The sequence below is a fragment of the Streptomyces sp. NPDC050161 genome, from assembly GCF_044460025.1.
Classification (GTDB): Bacteria; Actinomycetota; Actinomycetes; order Streptomycetales; family Streptomycetaceae; genus Streptomyces.
This window is the reverse complement of record NZ_JBITJM010000002.1, coordinates 299,972-314,063: the sequence shown is the minus strand read 5'-3', so window position 1 is coordinate 314,063 and position 14,092 is coordinate 299,972. Positions and strand designations below refer to the sequence as shown.

The window sequence follows — 14,092 nt, the reverse complement described above, 5'->3', positions numbered from 1 at the left end:
GTAATTACTTGTGCAAGGCACAAATATACCCTGCCTCGACCGGCCATGGCGGTTCATTCGATAATGGTTACAATTCTTTGGGGATCGTGAAGCGAGGCGAAACGTGCGGGAATCGCCGGTGCAATCCGCTGCCTTGTCGGTACGTCACCGGAAAACACGGCGGTGCGCTCGCAAACGGGCTGTCGGGATGATGTGCCGCGCAACGCACTCTTGGACCACCCGTCGGCATTCTGACAGGCGGCCCAAGAGGGCATACCGGGCACCCGGCTGAGAGTCGGAAGAGGTGTCGGATGCCCGGTGAAGCGGAATTCAGATTCTGCCGTTCAGTTCTTCTCCCCGCTCGTGGCAGCCGATGACGTCCCGGCACGGTGCTGCTGGAGGGGCACATGCGCCGGGGTGCCGCCGGTGACCACCGCGTCGAACACCTGACGGTCGCCGGTGCCGGATTCCGCCGCGGTCCACTCCCGCGCCTCCGTCTCACGGAGGGTCTGCCGTGAGCGGTCGGCGAGTTCCTGGTAGAGCCGTGTCCCGTTGGCCTTCCAGGACAGCTCTTGTTCGGTGAGTTCACGCTGCACGCGCGCCGGGCTGCCGACCGCCAGGTGCCGTGCGGTCACCTGGTCTCCGGATTTCACGAAGCTGTTGGCGCCCACGAACGCCAGCTCACCGATCGTGGCGCCGTCCATGATCACGGACTTCATGCCGATGAGCGCTCCGCGCCCGATACGGCAGCCGTGGAGCACCGAGCCGTGTCCGACGTGCCCGTCCTCTTCCACCACGGTGGATGTCCCCGGGAAGCAGTGCACCACGCAGCCGTCCTGGATGTTGGCGCCCGCCTCGATCCTGATTTCCCCGAAGTCACCACGCAGGCTGGCCAGCGGCGCGATGTAGCAGCCCGGCCCCACGGACACATTGCCGATGAGCACCGCGTCGGGGTGGATGAAAGCGGTCGGGTGCACTCGCGGGGCGATGCCGTCGATCTCATAGAAGCGGGCCAACGCGCTGTTCCTCTCGTCCGTTGTCCGATATCAGGCGGCCGAAGGCCCGGTCTGCGGCAGCTTTCCCCGGCACAGCGAAAGGACCGCCGACGCCACCTGCCGGCCCTCGTCCGCCAGGACGTCACCGTAGCGGGCGAGGACAATTTCCTCGCGCGAGTGGTCGATTCCGGGTCCGCCGCTGCCCTTGCGTATCCGCTGGATCTCGCTCGATGTGCGGCGCCGCTCGGCCAGCAAAGCGATGATCCGGCCGTCGAGTTCATCGATGGCTTCCCGGTGACGGCGAATCTCCGCCGCCGCGTCCGGCGCGGTCACCGCCACGTCGCTTTCACGCATCGGCGGTTCCCGTGGCAAAAGCAGCCGCCTGCTTGGCCCGCCGGATTTCCTTGCCGTCGACCACACCGGGGGCGAATGCCGCCAGGTCGACCGTGGTCGTGGCGGCGGGCCGGCCGGCCTGTTCGATCGTCACGGTGACCTGCATGGGAATCCTGGTGGATTCCGACGCGTCGACGCTGTCCACCCGCAGCCTGACCTTGGCCGCGACCGGGAAAAGGAAATTCCCGAACTTGGTGCTCATCTCGTTGATGACGATGTAGTAGCGCTGCTGCGGCCACTTGGTCAGGAAATGGTCCTCGATGACGGCGAGGAACATCTGCCGGCTGGCCTCGACCGCCACCATTCCCTGGACGTGCACCCGGTCCTGGACGTCAACGAGCAGTTCGTTGTGGTCGTGCAGCCGCAGATCCGCGGTGAACTCCTCGGCGCTGAGCCGTTCCAGGGCGGAGATGAGCACGTTGTCCTGGCGCGCCTTGTGGACGTGCTGACGTCCGACCAACTCGGTCTCGCCACTGGTCAGTTCCACGTCTATCTTGAGCCCGCGGCGCTCGGCGGCGTCCCGCAGATAGGCCACGGAGTAGTCGTCAATTCCCTGACCTGCGTGGACGTTCAGCGCCTCGCCGGTGCCGTCGTGGTCGCCGTGGTCCAGGGCATGGACGAGCTCGGAGAATGTCGTGGCACCCACGGCACGCGCGAAGTCCACGAATCGGTCTCCGACAACAAGCAGAGAGCTGGCTGTCTCGACTGTCATGCTTCCTCCAGGTTGTACCTGATTGCTATCGGACGGCCGTGATGCGTCCGGAACCGTGCAGCGCGGAGCGGCAGGCACCGGAATGAGTAGCTCCAGCATCTAGGTCAGGCCCGGCGCACGGTAGTTGGCCTTAAGGCGTACAACGGTCCGTCTAATACTTCCGGGCTAAGGCTCACCGGGTCGGCACCGCCCTGCCGCCGGTCACGGATCGGCGAACCGGCGTAGTTCCCGGGACGTAGGTGATTGCCTACACGCCCATCAGTCGACTGTTGAGACCTCTTGCGCTTCCGCACTCTGGAAAAGGCGTCGATTCACCGTAACCGCCTGTCGGGCAGCGCGCCCCGGTGGCGAAAGAACCAGGCCACACGTCTTTTCTCCCCCCATTTTCCGTGTCGAGAGGCGGAGTTTCCCTGATGGCTCCAACCACCGCGGGTAGGCATGCTTCGGCATCCGTCGCCATCCCGCCCCTTGGCGGTGTCCTGCACGAGGGCCGCGTTTCCCGCAACTCCGGGCCACTGCTCGGCATTTCCTACCTCGGGCCCGAAGGAACGTTCACCGAAATCGCGGCCCGCAGCATCTCGGATTCCGGTGCCTGTCTGCTGCCGAAGGCATCGGCGGCCCAGGCCCTGGACGCGGTGCGCCACCAGGAGGCGGACGCGGCCGTGGTGCCGCTGGACAACACGGTCAGCGGTCCGGTCCCCGGCACGATCGACGCGCTGACCGGCGGCGCGGCGCTGACGATACGTCAGGAAGTGCGGTTGTCCGTGGTCTTCTCGCTCCTGGCGCGGGCGGGCACGGCCGCGGAGGACATCCGCACCGTCGCGGGCCATCCCCATGCCCGTCCGCAGGTGCGCCGATGGCTGGCGGACCGGCTGCCGTGGGCGCGCTGGGTACCGGTGGCGTCCAACGCCGCGGGTGCCCAGCAGGTGAGCGAGGGACGGTACGACGCGGCCGTCGCGCCGCACACCGCGGCCCGCGCCTACGCGCTGACCAGCCTCGCCCAGGGCATCCAGGACCACGAGGGCGCCAGCACCCGCTTCGTCCTCGTCGCCGGATCGCCCGGCCGGCCGCAGCCCGCCGCCGCCCACCGCACCACCTTGCTCGGCCGCGTCGCGGGCGACCCCGACACCGTCAGGGAACGCATCGAGGACGTCTTCGGCGGCGCCGGGAGCCGTCCGCTCCTCCCCCACCGCACCCACGTCACCGCCGGGTCCGACGGACCGGCTGCGGTGCTCATCGACTGCGCCGGGCACACGGCGGACCCCCTGGTGCGCACCGTCACCGCCGAACTCATCGACCGGCTCCCCGAGTTGCGTTCACTGGGTTCCCATCCCGTCTCCGACACCCCTCGGGCCACCGGTCCCACGGACACCCCGAGCCTCGCGCGCCTCCTCCACCCGTCCCCGAACCACGTCTGAATGCGGGGTCAACCACTTCATGGACACCTTCAACAGCCCTGACACCCGAGCGCCCTGGCGGGCCCTGCCGGCCGTCCAGCAGCCGGAATGGCCGGACCCCGACGCGCTGCGTGACGCGCTCACGCAGCTGTCCGCCCTGCCGCCGCTGGTCAGGCCGCCGGAATGCGACGCGCTCCGTTCCCGGCTCGCGGACGTGGCGAAGGGCGATGCCTTCCTCCTCCAGGGCGGCGACTGCGCCGAGACCTTCGCCGGTGCGGGGGCGCAGGCCGTCACCGACAAGCTGGAGACGCTGGCCCAGATGGCCCTGGTCATCGCGTACGGCTCCTCGTCGCCCGTCGTCACCGTGGGGCGGATCGCCGGGCAGTACGCGAAGCCGCGGAGCAGCCCGACGGAGACGAGGAACGGGGTGACGCTCCCCTCCTACCGGGGCGACTGCGTCAACAGCACCGCGTTCACCGCCGAGGCCCGCACCCCGGACCCGCGGCGGCTCGGCCTGATGTACCAGCACTCGGCCGCGACTCTCAACCTGGTGCGCAGCCTCACCGCCGCCGGATACCCCGAACCGGCGCAGGTCCAGTCGAGGAACCGGGAGTTCGCGCTGCGTTCACCGATCGGCGAGCGGTACGAGCGGCTGGTCGGCGAGGTGGAAACGGCGCTCGCCCTGGCGCACGCCTACGGCTGGGAGCGGCCCGCGCGCGCCGCCTCGCCGTTCTTCGTCAGCCACGAGGCGCTGCTCCTCGACTACGAGCAGGCGCTGACCCGGGTGGACCCGGCCACCGGGCAGGGGTACGCGGGCTCCGGGCACATGGTGTGGATCGGCGAGCGCACCCGCCGGGCGGACGGCGCGCACGTCGAGTACGCCGCCGGGATCCGCAACCCCATCGGCGTCAAGCTCGGCCCCACCGCGCGCCCCGAAGAGGCCCTGGCGCTGATCGACCGGCTCGATCCGCACCGCGAGCCGGGTCGTCTCACGTTCATCGTCCGGATGGGCAGCGACCGCGTCCGCGAGGCCCTGCCCCCGCTCGTCGAGGCGGTACGCGACAGCGGAGCCCTGGTGGCGTGGGTGTGCGACCCGATGCACGGCAACACCTACACCGCTCCCGACGGGCACAAGACCCGTCACGTCGACACCATCGCCGACGAGGTGGCCGGCTTCTTCGAGGTGCACCGCGGCCTGGGCACGCATCCCGGTGGCGTCCATCTGGAACTCACCGGCGAGCCGGTCACCGAATGCGTGGGCGGCGGTGACGGCATCGGGCCCGACGATCTCGCATCGCGGTACGAGACCGCCTGCGACCCGCGGCTGAACCGTGGCCAGTCCATGGATCTGGCGTTCCTCATCGCCGAGATGTACGGCCGGGAGGAGCGGGCAGGAGCCACCGCCGCGGGGGCCGCTTCGTCCAGGGGGTAGGCGGCGTCACCGGCCGTTCGGGCAGCGCCTGTTGGTGGTGCCGGCCGCCGGTGAACAGCTCTTCGATGGTGCCGCAGGCGCCGCCGCCGACCCCTGCCGCGGCGGCGTCTTCGCGGGCATCCGCAGGTGAAGGGCCTATTGGTTCGGCCGTGGGCAGTGCGTACTATGCGCGTTAGTTGATCACTACAGGAATGCCGCGGCATTCCTGGTGACCGACACGCCGGCGCCGGGCCGGGACTGCCGCACGAGGACTGAGAGGTGATCGCAGTGGAGGCACTGCGCGTTCCGCCGACGTATGCGCCGATCCCGGCCGCCATCCATCCGCAGCACGAAGCCATCGAGGCGCGGACCACGGCCTGGGCGCACCGGCTGGACATCGGCTCCCCCGGACTGCGCAGCCGGCTGGTGACCCACAGCATCGGCACCTTCGCCTCCCGGATCCTCCCCGAGGGCCGGGAGGAAGTCGTCGGCCTCCTCGCCGACTTCGTGCTCTGGCTGTTCGCCGTCGACGACGGCTACTGCGAGGAGGGCGAACTCGGCCGGCGGCCCGGCGACCTGATCGCCGCCACGCACCGCCTGCTGCGGATCGCCCAGCTGCCCGACGCCCCCATGCTCACCGACGACCCGCTGGCCAGGGGGCTGCGCGACCTCCAGTCGCGAATGACGCTCTACGGGACACCGGCGCAGGTGGCGCGCTGGATAGACGCGCTGCGCGAATACGTCTTCAGCGTGTCCTGGGAGGCCCACTACCGCGTCGAGGGCCGCGTCCCCGAGGTGAACGACTACACCCTGATGCGTCTGTACAACGGGGCGACCACCGTCGTGATGCCCCTCCTGGAGATGGGGTACGGCTACGAACTCCAGCCGCACGAGCGCGATGACGCACTGGTCCGCGCGGCGGCCGACATGGCGTCCTTCATCATCGTGTGGGACAACGACATCTTCTCCCACCACAAGGAAAGCCGTTCCGACGACGCCTACTACCTCAACATCCTCAGGGTCCTCCAGGATGAGGAAGGGCTAAGCCCGCAGCAGGCGCTGACCTGCGCGATCGGCCAGCGGGACCGCGTCATGACGCTGTTCCTGCGGCTGCGCGCCCACCTCGAAAAGCAGGCCAGCCCGCAACTGCGCCAGTACCTGCGCAGCCTCAGCGCCTACATCCGCGGCGCCCAGGACTGGGGCATCACCTCGCTGCGCTACACCACGCCGGACGACCCCGCCGGCCTGCCGACCACCCTCAGCGATGCGCCCAGCGACGACAGTCCCGAGCCGCTGGACATCCCCGTCATCGCGCCCTGGTGGAACCTGCTCCCCGACCCGGCGCCGCACCGGGCCGCCCGCACTGCCGAGCACGCCGTACTGACGGTCTGACGAAGCCCCCACGGATCTCGCGCCCCACCCGCCCCACGCCGCCCACGGGCCATGCGATGGGATGGAGGGGGCTGGCTGTACGCGCAGCCCGCATGCACAGTGCGAGAACAAGGGGGATTTGTGGCAGGTAGTCAGAGTGCGCGGAGAATCGCGCGGGCGGTATCCGGCGGCACGGATCTGCGTGGCGCCGCTGAGGACGAACTGCGGCGCCGGAGCGGGCTCGACGCGGGCCGTGCGACGGATGAGGCCGCCGCGGCAGGCGCGGCCGGTGCGGCGAAGCGTTCCGGTGAGGCCGGGGAGGCGCACGGCGAGGGCATGGACCCCGCCGACTTCCCCGCCGCCCGGGAGCAGGGCGGCAGCATCGACACCGTGATGACGCAGCAGACCGTGCCGCTTGACGAGGCGCGGGAGGCGCTCAACCGCAGCGAGCAGCGGCGCGAGGACGGGCGGCAGGTCCATGCGATCTGCCCGATGGTCATTCCGCGGGGCCGCTCGTTCCTGAGCATGCTGCCGGTGTTGCTGCTCCTGGTGATCGGCGTGGTCGCGAGCGTGGTCGTCGGGGTGGCCGGCGGCAATGTGGTCACCGACCCGCTCTTCGGCATCCACTACTGGGTGCTGTCGGTGGCGGCCGTCGCCTTCGTGTGGTGGCGGCAGGGCATGGTGATGGTGCCGGACGGCTGCCAGGCGCTGATCACCCGCTTCGGGAAGCTGGAGCAGGTGGTCGGTCCCGGCCGGGTGATCCTGCTGAACCCGTGGAAGCGGGTGTCGTACATCATCAACACGACGCGCGAGTACCCGTTCAACGCCCCGGTGCGCGAGGCGCCGACCAAGGGCGGGGTGAAGGCGTCCATCGACCTGTTCATCCAGTTCCGGATCAGCGACCCGGTGGAGTTCGTCTACACGCTGGGCGCGGTGCGCGGCTTCGAGGAGAAGCTGAGCAACGCGGTCAGCGAGACCATCCGCAGCCTCATCTACGAGCAGGAGGCCGCGGGGATCTACGACATGGTGGGCGAGGACACCGGCCGGCTGCTTGAGCAGCTGAACCAGCAGTTCCGGCCCGCGGTGGAGCTGACCAACGCCAACATCACCCACGCCGAACCGTCCGACCGCGGCTACCGCATGGACCTGGCGGCACCGGAAATGGTGCGGGTCGCCAAGGACGCGTACACCCATGAGTACGCGCTGCACCTGCGCAAGGAGCAGGACGAGGGCGATCTGACCAAGGAGTTGGCGTCCCGCCAGGAGACGCTCTCCGCGATCATGGCGGACATCGCGCAGTACCAGGCGCAGATGGACACCGCCGAGGAGCGCGAGACCAACCGCGCCGAGGCGCTGGCCCGGCAGCGGTACGTGCAGGCCGAGTCGGAGGCGAAGGCCAACGCGGCGCTGCTGGAGGCGCAGGCGCTGGACATCCGCGCGGTGACGGCGGCCGAGGCCCCGGAAATCCTGGAGTACCGCTACCAGCAGCAGGTCCTGGACACGTTGGAAGAGGTCGCCGACCACCTGCCGCGGCTGGTGCGGATCGGCGGTTCGTCCCAGGCCGACGGCGCCGCGGGCGTCGACTTCCTGGCGCTCGCCAGGGAGTTGGTCGGCGAGCGGGGCACCGAGCTGTTCTCGGCCGAGGACATGGCCGCCGTGCGCGCACGGCTCGCCGACGTCTCCGGCCGGATCGCGGGGCGTGAACAGGAGATCGCCGCGCTCCTGGAGGCGGAACGGCCGACCGTGCCCGCCGCCGCGGACGCAGCGGCCGGGTCCGGGCACACCGCACCCGAGGACACCGACGCAGCCGAGGGGGACGCGCAGTGAGCACGACACGTCAGCACAGGTCGGTCATCTCCGAGGAGGTGGCACCCTGGAGCGAGATCCGGCAGCTGCTGCGCGGCGGTGAGGCCGGCAAGCTGATCCCGGTGATCATTCCCCGCCATCGGCGCAGGCTGTGGTGGATGCTGCTGCTGTGGCTCGGGGTGTTCGCGCTGCTGACCGGCGTGATGCTGACGCTCCGGGACGACGGCGGCATCACCGGCGTCGCCTACGGCGTCCTCGCCACGATCGGCTACGTCTGCGGCGCCGTCCTGATCCTGGCCGGTCTGCTGTGGTGGTGGCGTTCCTCCATCGCCGAGATCGAACAGGGCACCAACGGCATCCTCACCCGCTACGGCGCGGTGACCCGCACCCTGGACCCCGGCCGGCACTACCTGTGGCACCCCTGGTCGCGGGTGGACTTCGTGGTGGACACCGCCACCGAAATCCCGTACTCGGCGCCGGTGGTGGCCTGCCCCACCCGGGAGAACGTGCCGCTCCGCTCGATCGAGTTCTTCCTGAAGTTCCGGATCACCGACGCGGTGCTGTTCGTCCGCGCCATCGGAGCGGGCAACTTCGACCTGGTGCTCTCCAGCGCGGTGCAGGACGCCATCCGCCAGCGCGGCCGGCAGGTGCGTACCGAAAGCGCCTACGACCTGCGCGGCTCGGACGTCGCCGACATGCAGGAGCTGCTCAACCGCCAGCTCTCCCGCTACGGCGTGCGCATCACCGGCTCGAACATCCCCGATGTCCAGCTGCCCGCCCAGTACCAGCAGCACCTGGCGACCCGGGAACGGGTGGCCAAGGAGCGGACCGCGTACGAGCAGGAGTGGGGGCTGACGCGCAAGCGGCGCATCGACAGCCTCCAGATGGACATCGAGCGGGCCAAGAAGGTGCGGGACGCGCGCATCGTCGAGGTGAAGGCCGCCCTGAACAAGGCCCGCGAGGCGGTCGCCCAGCTCCTGGAGGAGCAGGAGACCAACGCGCAGAAGGTCCGCTTCGAGATCGAGACCCGTGGCCGCAGCGGGCTGATCTCCGCCCAGAACGAGGCCCGCGCGCAGCAGCGCCTCGCGCAGGCGTACCGCGACAACCGCGCGGTGCTCCAGTACGAACTGGCCCGGCGGCGCCTGGAGGTCGGCGCGCACCTCGCGGGCAAGGCACCCCAGCCGGTCGTCGTCCGCACGGACGGCGCGGGCGCGGGCACCGACACCTCGGCGCTCTCCACCCTGCTCACCGCCCAACTGCTGCCGCGCCTGACGGCCCTGCCGTCGCTGGAAACACCGCGGCACCCGGACGGCGACGCGTAGGCGACAGCCGGCCTGCCCCGGCGGGCGCGCGACTTCTTGCGCGCGTCCGCCGGGGGCGGTGTGCGTGCGTCGGCGCGATGTGCGCGCGCCCGCCGGGGGCGGTGGGGGGGTGGCTGCCTCCTTTCCTCCCCGCCCCCGGGTGGCGGTCCGTCAGCACGATGCGTGGCTGCCTGGCCCGCGCGGATATCGTGGCGGGCCGTGCGCAGGGCGGCGCGGCGGGACGAGTGATCGACGGCAGAGGACAGAGGGGCGGCCAGGTGAGCGAGGGCGCGGGCGGTTGGATACGGGTGCCCGTGGGAGGCGAGTCGGGCCGGTGGGACACCCGGGGATCCGTCCGGCGGGTGCTGTTCGTGGTGCACAACGTGACCTCGGCGACCCGGCTGCTCGACGTCCTGCCGCTGTTCCGTGGCGACTGGCGGCTCCAGATGCTCGCGACGTGCACCGGATCCTCCCCCTTCCAGGCCGGCATACAGGAGCTGCTGGCGCGGGTGGGGGTGCCGGTACTTCCGTGGGCGCAGGCGCTGCGTACGCCGGTCGACCTCGCGATCTCGGCCAGCTTCGGCGGTGAACTCCACGCTCTTTACGGCAAATTGGTCGTTTTGTCGCATGGGGTTGGCTACAATAAAACGCTGGCGAGGCCCGGAGGCCCGGAGGCCCGGAGGCCCGGAGGCCCGGAGGCCCGGAGGCCCGGAGGCCCGGAGGCCCGGAGGCCCGGAGGCCCGGAGGGTGCGGGTGGCGGGGCGGATCCGGTTTTCGGGATGTCGGGCGAGTGGCTGCTCGTCGACGGCGCCCCGATCGCGGACGCGATGGTGCTCTCACACCCCGAGCAGGCGGCACGGCTGCGCGCCGCCTGCCCGCCGGCCGCCCACACCGCCGCACTCGCCGGAGACCCGTGCTTCGACCGCCTGTTGGCCGCCCGCAGCCGCCGCGAGCGGTTCCGCCGCGCCCTCGGGGTCCGCAGCGGCCAGCGGCTCGTCGTGCTCAACTCGACCTGGAACCCCGAGTCGCTCTTCGGTGACGGCGGCGGGGAAGACCTGCTCCCCTCCCTCCTCCCCCGGCTGACCGGCGAACTGCCCGCCGACGACTTCCGCCTCGCCGCCGTGCTCCACCCCAACATCTGGCTCGGGCACGGACCGGGCCAGGTCAGGGCCTGGCTGGACCGGGCGCGGCGCGGCGGCCTGGCCCTGCTGGATCCGCTGGAGGGCTGGCGCCAGGCACTGCTCGCGGCGGACCTGGTCATCGGCGACCACGGGTCGGTCACCTACTACGCCGCCGCGCTCGGCACCCCCGTCCTCCTGGGAGCCGCGCCCCTCGACGGCCTCGACCCGACATCGCCGGTGGCGGACTTCGTCCGTACGGCGCCCCGGCTCGACCCGCGCCGCCCACTGCGCCGCCAACTGGAAGCGGCCATCGCCGGACACCGCCCGCTCCCCGGCCCCGCGGAACTCACCACGTCCGTACCGGACAAGTCGGCCGACCTGCTGCGCGCACTCTTCTACGAGCTGATCGGCATCGCCGAACCCGACTGGCCCGCCCTGCTCGACCCACTCCCCCTCCCGCCGTACGAACCCCCGCAACACACCACACCCCTGCACGTGTTGACGCTGCTCACCGGGGAGCGCGAGGTCACGATCCGCCGCTTCGCCGAGCCCTCGCACGAGCCGGATGAGGCGTTGGACGGCGCGGTGGGGGACGTAGCGGGGGACGCGGTGGAAGGCATGACGGAGGGGGCGGTCGAGGGCGACGGTGCGGCGAGCGGAGGGCGCGCGGGCCGGTGCGGCCGACGGGTCGAGGAGGCGCACACGGCCGTGCACGAGGACGCCACGGACCGGGAAGCGGTCGCCACCGCGGACGTGATCTTCCGCTACGGGACGGCCGACGACCCGCGGCTGGGGCCGCCGGAGGTCTGGGGCACGGAGGTGCTGGCCCAGTGGCCCAACTGCGCGCTCGCCGCGTACATCAGCGAGCCCGGCGTGTGCACCGTCCGCACCCGCGCGGGCGACGTCCTCCGGCTCACCGCCGAGCCCTCGGCCGCCGACCCGGCCGCCCACGCCTCCGCCCTCCACGCCGCGCTGGCAGCAGGCACCCCGCTACCGGACCTGACCGCACACGGCCTGACGGTACGCACGGCCCGCGCCACCCACGCGGTGCAGGTCACGGACCTCCGCCCACCGCCGCGCACGCCCCGCTGAGCCACGGGTCCGTGCGGCAGAAGGCCGTACGACACGGGCACGGGACCGGCCGACACCCGACCGCTCACTCCGGCCCGTCGGCAAGGCCCTCCCGCAGCTCCCGGAGGCGTATGAGGTGGAACTCCGCGTGCTCGCCCGCCAGCAGGCCGGCCGCCTCCTCGAAGAGGGGCAGCGCCTCGGCGGGGCGGCCCGCTTCGAGGTGGGTCTCGGCGAGGTCGGTGAGGGCGCGGGCGGTGTTGTAGTCCTCGGCGGTGTCGCGGAAGTACCGCAGTGCCCGCTCCAGACGGGCGACAGCGGCGTCCCGGTCGCCGAGCCCGCGCAGCGCCCGGCCGCGGTGCCGCTCCAGGAGGGCGCGGGCCCGCGGGACGTCCTTGGCCCCCTCGCCGCCTTCCGGGATGGCGACGAGCAGCCCGTCGGCCTCATCGAAGAGGTCGTACGCCTCCTGGTGACGCCACTGCCGCAGGCGCAGCAGGCCCAGCGTCTCCAGGGCGGTGGCACGGCCGAGGCGGTGGCCGGCCCGCTGCGATGCCTCGGCCGCGGCCCGCAGCGCGGTTTCGGCCTCGGCGTACCGGTCGGGGCCCAACTCCTGGAGCGCGAGGGCCAGTTGGGTGTGCATCCGGCTGACGACGCGGGCCGCGAACGATGATCCGGCGGCGGAGCCGGCGGCATCGCCCGGGGCTGCCGCGCCGGTGGCGGACTCCGCCTCCAGGAACCGGGCCGCGCGCACCCCCGCCCGCAGGGCCGGCAGGACCTCTTCGTGGCGTCCGGCCTTCAACTGCACGCCCCACAGGGCCTCGCACAGCTGCCAGACGCTGTCGGGGTCACCGTACTCATCGGCGGCCAGCACCGCGGCCACGAGGTTGGGGAGTTCGGCGTCGAGTGCGGCCAGCGCCTCACCGGCGTTCGCGTACGGGCCGGGCTCCAGCTGCGTGTACCGGGGGCCGAGCTGCCAGCGCTGCGGCAGCACCGTGCGGTCGGCTCGGACCGCGAACCGCAGGGCCCAGCTCACGACGCGGGCGACGGCGGCCGAGCAGCCGGCGGGGCGGTCCTGGTGCGCGGCGGCCTCTTCGGCGTGCTGCCGGACGAGGGGACGGTAGTGGTGCCGGCCGGAGTTCGCGGTCTCCAGGAGTCGGCAGGCGGCGAGGTCGGCCAGCAGGGGCCCGGCCTCGGCTTCGGTGATGCCTGCCGCAGCCGCCGCCTGCGCGGATCCGATGGCAGGCCAGGGCCACAGGGCCAGGAGGCGGTACAGCCGGGCGGCGTCGGTCGGCAGACCGCGGTAGAGGTCGTCGGCGGCGGTGCGTACCGGGTTGTCGCCGTCGCGCAGGGCGGGCTCCTGCCGGTGTGCGGGGCGGTCGCCGGTCGCGTCGGGGTCGGCCTGGCGCGGGTGGTGGGAGGGGTCGGCCAGGAAGGTGGCCGCGGTGCGCAGCGCGAACGGGGAGCCGCCGCACCGGGAGAGCACCTCCTGGAGGACCGACTCGTCCGCCGTCGGGCGGCGGGTGCCGGTGAGCCTGCCGAGCAGCGCCAGCGCGTCCTTCCTGGCCAGCGGCCCGACCGGGACCGGTACGGCATCCAGGCCGCTCAGCGGGCGGCGCGCGACGACGAGCGTGAACACACCGGGCGCCGAGGTCAGCAGCGGACGGATCTGTGCGGCCGACCGGGCGTGGTCGAGGACGACGAGCAGCCTGCGCTCGGCGACGATGCTGCGGTAGAGGTCGGCGCAGTCATCGGCGGCCGGCGGCACGTCCGTGACCCCGAGTTTCCGCAGGAAGCGGCGGAGTACGGCGGGGCCGTCGAGGGTGCCGGCGCCGGGGCCGTTGCGCAGGTCCAGGTAGAGCTGCCCGTCGGGGAAGCGGTGCCCGTTGGTACTGCCCCAGTGCACCGCCACGGCGCTGGTGCCGATACCGCTCTGGCCGTACACCAGGGCGACGCGCGGCAGGCCGTCGGCCTTGCGGGCCGCTTCCCTGGTGAGCTGCTTGAGCGGCTCCTGCCGGTCGGTGAAGAACCGTACGGTGGTGGGCAGCTGGCGGGGTATCGCGATCTCTCCTGCCACTCGCCCGGGGGCGGTGCGGAAGAGCGTGGCGAGGGCGCGGGCGTGCTCCGGATTCTGTCGCGCGCCGTCGGCCAGGATCGCCGCCAGTTCGCCGCGCGCCTCTACGCCGGCCGGTGCCGGGACCTCGCGGCCCGCGACCCGGCGGGCCAGCACGCCGATCGTCTCCCAGGCACGTTTGCCCGCTTCGGTGGCCATGGACATGGTCACCGTGCTGAGCAGGCCCATGACCGCTGTCGTCGATGTGGGGTCCAGCATGTCGTAACTCCCCCTGTACGCCGCCCCGTAACGGTTCGGACGGTTCTGCCGTCCCGTCCGCCCTTGAGATCAACGGTAGCGGCAGTCCCCGCCCGACGGGCCGGGGACCACCCCCGAATCAACCCTGAGAATCCCCGGGCCGCCGCCCCGCCCGTCACATCGGGCGCGGCGGCCCCTCCCCGCACACGGAGCGTGCGGGCCTCCGCTCA

Annotated in this window: 10 protein-coding genes; 6 read left to right on the top strand and 4 right to left on the bottom strand. The window is 71.9% G+C overall.

All coding sequences use genetic code 11. The features are described 5' to 3' along the window. Positions 1 to 323 precede the first annotated feature (323 nt). The 3 genes from ACIBK8_RS04575 to ACIBK8_RS04565 are packed head-to-tail and all read right to left on the bottom strand — an operon-like array spanning position 324 to position 2,031. Positions 324 to 995 carry a transferase hexapeptide repeat family protein gene (locus tag ACIBK8_RS04575; protein WP_399040052.1) on the bottom strand — a complete coding sequence of 224 codons (672 nt, stop codon included), beginning with the start codon at positions 993 to 995 and terminating at the stop codon, positions 324 to 326. 30 nt (positions 996 to 1,025) lie between these two features. Next, a complete protein-coding gene (locus tag ACIBK8_RS04570; protein WP_399040050.1) occupies positions 1,026 to 1,328 on the bottom strand; it encodes a chorismate mutase in 303 nt (100 codons plus the stop codon). Then, positions 1,321 to 2,031 carry an AfsA-related hotdog domain-containing protein gene (locus ACIBK8_RS04565; protein WP_399040049.1) on the bottom strand — a complete coding sequence of 237 codons (711 nt, stop codon included), beginning with the start codon at positions 2,029 to 2,031 and terminating at the stop codon, positions 1,321 to 1,323. The genes ACIBK8_RS04570 and ACIBK8_RS04565 overlap by 8 nt, the downstream gene beginning before the upstream one ends. Positions 2,032 to 2,492: 461 nt before the next feature. On the opposite strand from ACIBK8_RS04565, the gene ACIBK8_RS04560 reads away from it, so the two are divergent. The 6 genes from ACIBK8_RS04560 to ACIBK8_RS04535 all read left to right on the top strand — a co-directional run bounded on the left by ACIBK8_RS04560 (position 2,493) and on the right by ACIBK8_RS04535 (position 11,578). Continuing rightward, entirely contained in the window at positions 2,493 to 3,497 is a 1,005-nt protein-coding gene (locus ACIBK8_RS04560) for a prephenate dehydratase (protein ID WP_399040048.1), read from the top strand. 19 nt (positions 3,498 to 3,516) lie between these two features. After that, positions 3,517 to 4,908, top strand: coding sequence for a class II 3-deoxy-7-phosphoheptulonate synthase (locus ACIBK8_RS04555; protein WP_399040046.1), 1,392 nt, complete (start codon positions 3,517 to 3,519; stop codon positions 4,906 to 4,908). A 258-nt stretch (positions 4,909 to 5,166) separates the two neighbouring features. Then, on the top strand, positions 5,167 to 6,279 hold the full coding sequence (locus ACIBK8_RS04550; protein WP_399040045.1) for a selina-4(15),7(11)-diene synthase: 1,113 nt from the start codon (positions 5,167 to 5,169) through the stop codon (positions 6,277 to 6,279). 120 nt (positions 6,280 to 6,399) lie between these two features. Continuing rightward, positions 6,400 to 8,085: an SPFH domain-containing protein gene (locus tag ACIBK8_RS04545; RefSeq protein WP_399040044.1), complete on the top strand. Its 1,686-nt coding sequence runs from the start codon at positions 6,400 to 6,402 to the stop codon at positions 8,083 to 8,085. Beyond that, positions 8,082 to 9,386 carry an SPFH domain-containing protein gene (locus tag ACIBK8_RS04540; protein ID WP_399040043.1) on the top strand — a complete coding sequence of 435 codons (1,305 nt, stop codon included), beginning with the start codon at positions 8,082 to 8,084 and terminating at the stop codon, positions 9,384 to 9,386. Before ACIBK8_RS04545 ends, ACIBK8_RS04540 begins: the two co-directional genes overlap by 4 nt. A gap of 257 nt (positions 9,387 to 9,643) precedes the next feature. Then, entirely contained in the window at positions 9,644 to 11,578 is a 1,935-nt protein-coding gene (locus ACIBK8_RS04535) for a hypothetical protein (protein WP_399040042.1), read from the top strand. A 64-nt stretch (positions 11,579 to 11,642) separates the two neighbouring features. On the opposite strand, the gene ACIBK8_RS04530 is transcribed toward ACIBK8_RS04535, so the two are convergent. Next, positions 11,643 to 13,883 carry a tetratricopeptide repeat protein gene (locus ACIBK8_RS04530; RefSeq protein ID WP_399040041.1) on the bottom strand — a complete coding sequence of 747 codons (2,241 nt, stop codon included), beginning with the start codon at positions 13,881 to 13,883 and terminating at the stop codon, positions 11,643 to 11,645. Positions 13,884 to 14,092 lie beyond the last annotated feature (209 nt).

Excerpts from the sequence above, each read along its gene's own strand:
- ACIBK8_RS04570 (WP_399040050.1), bottom strand. The coding sequence starts at position 1,328 with ATGCGTGAAAGCGACGTGGCGGTGACCGCGCCGGACGCGGCGGCGGAG.
- ACIBK8_RS04560 (WP_399040048.1), top strand. The coding sequence starts at position 2,493 with ATGGCTCCAACCACCGCGGGTAGGCATGCTTCGGCATCCGTCGCCATC.
- ACIBK8_RS04555 (WP_399040046.1), top strand. The coding sequence starts at position 3,517 with ATGGACACCTTCAACAGCCCTGACACCCGAGCGCCCTGGCGGGCCCTG.
- ACIBK8_RS04530 (WP_399040041.1), bottom strand. The coding sequence starts at position 13,883 with ATGCTGGACCCCACATCGACGACAGCGGTCATGGGCCTGCTCAGCACG.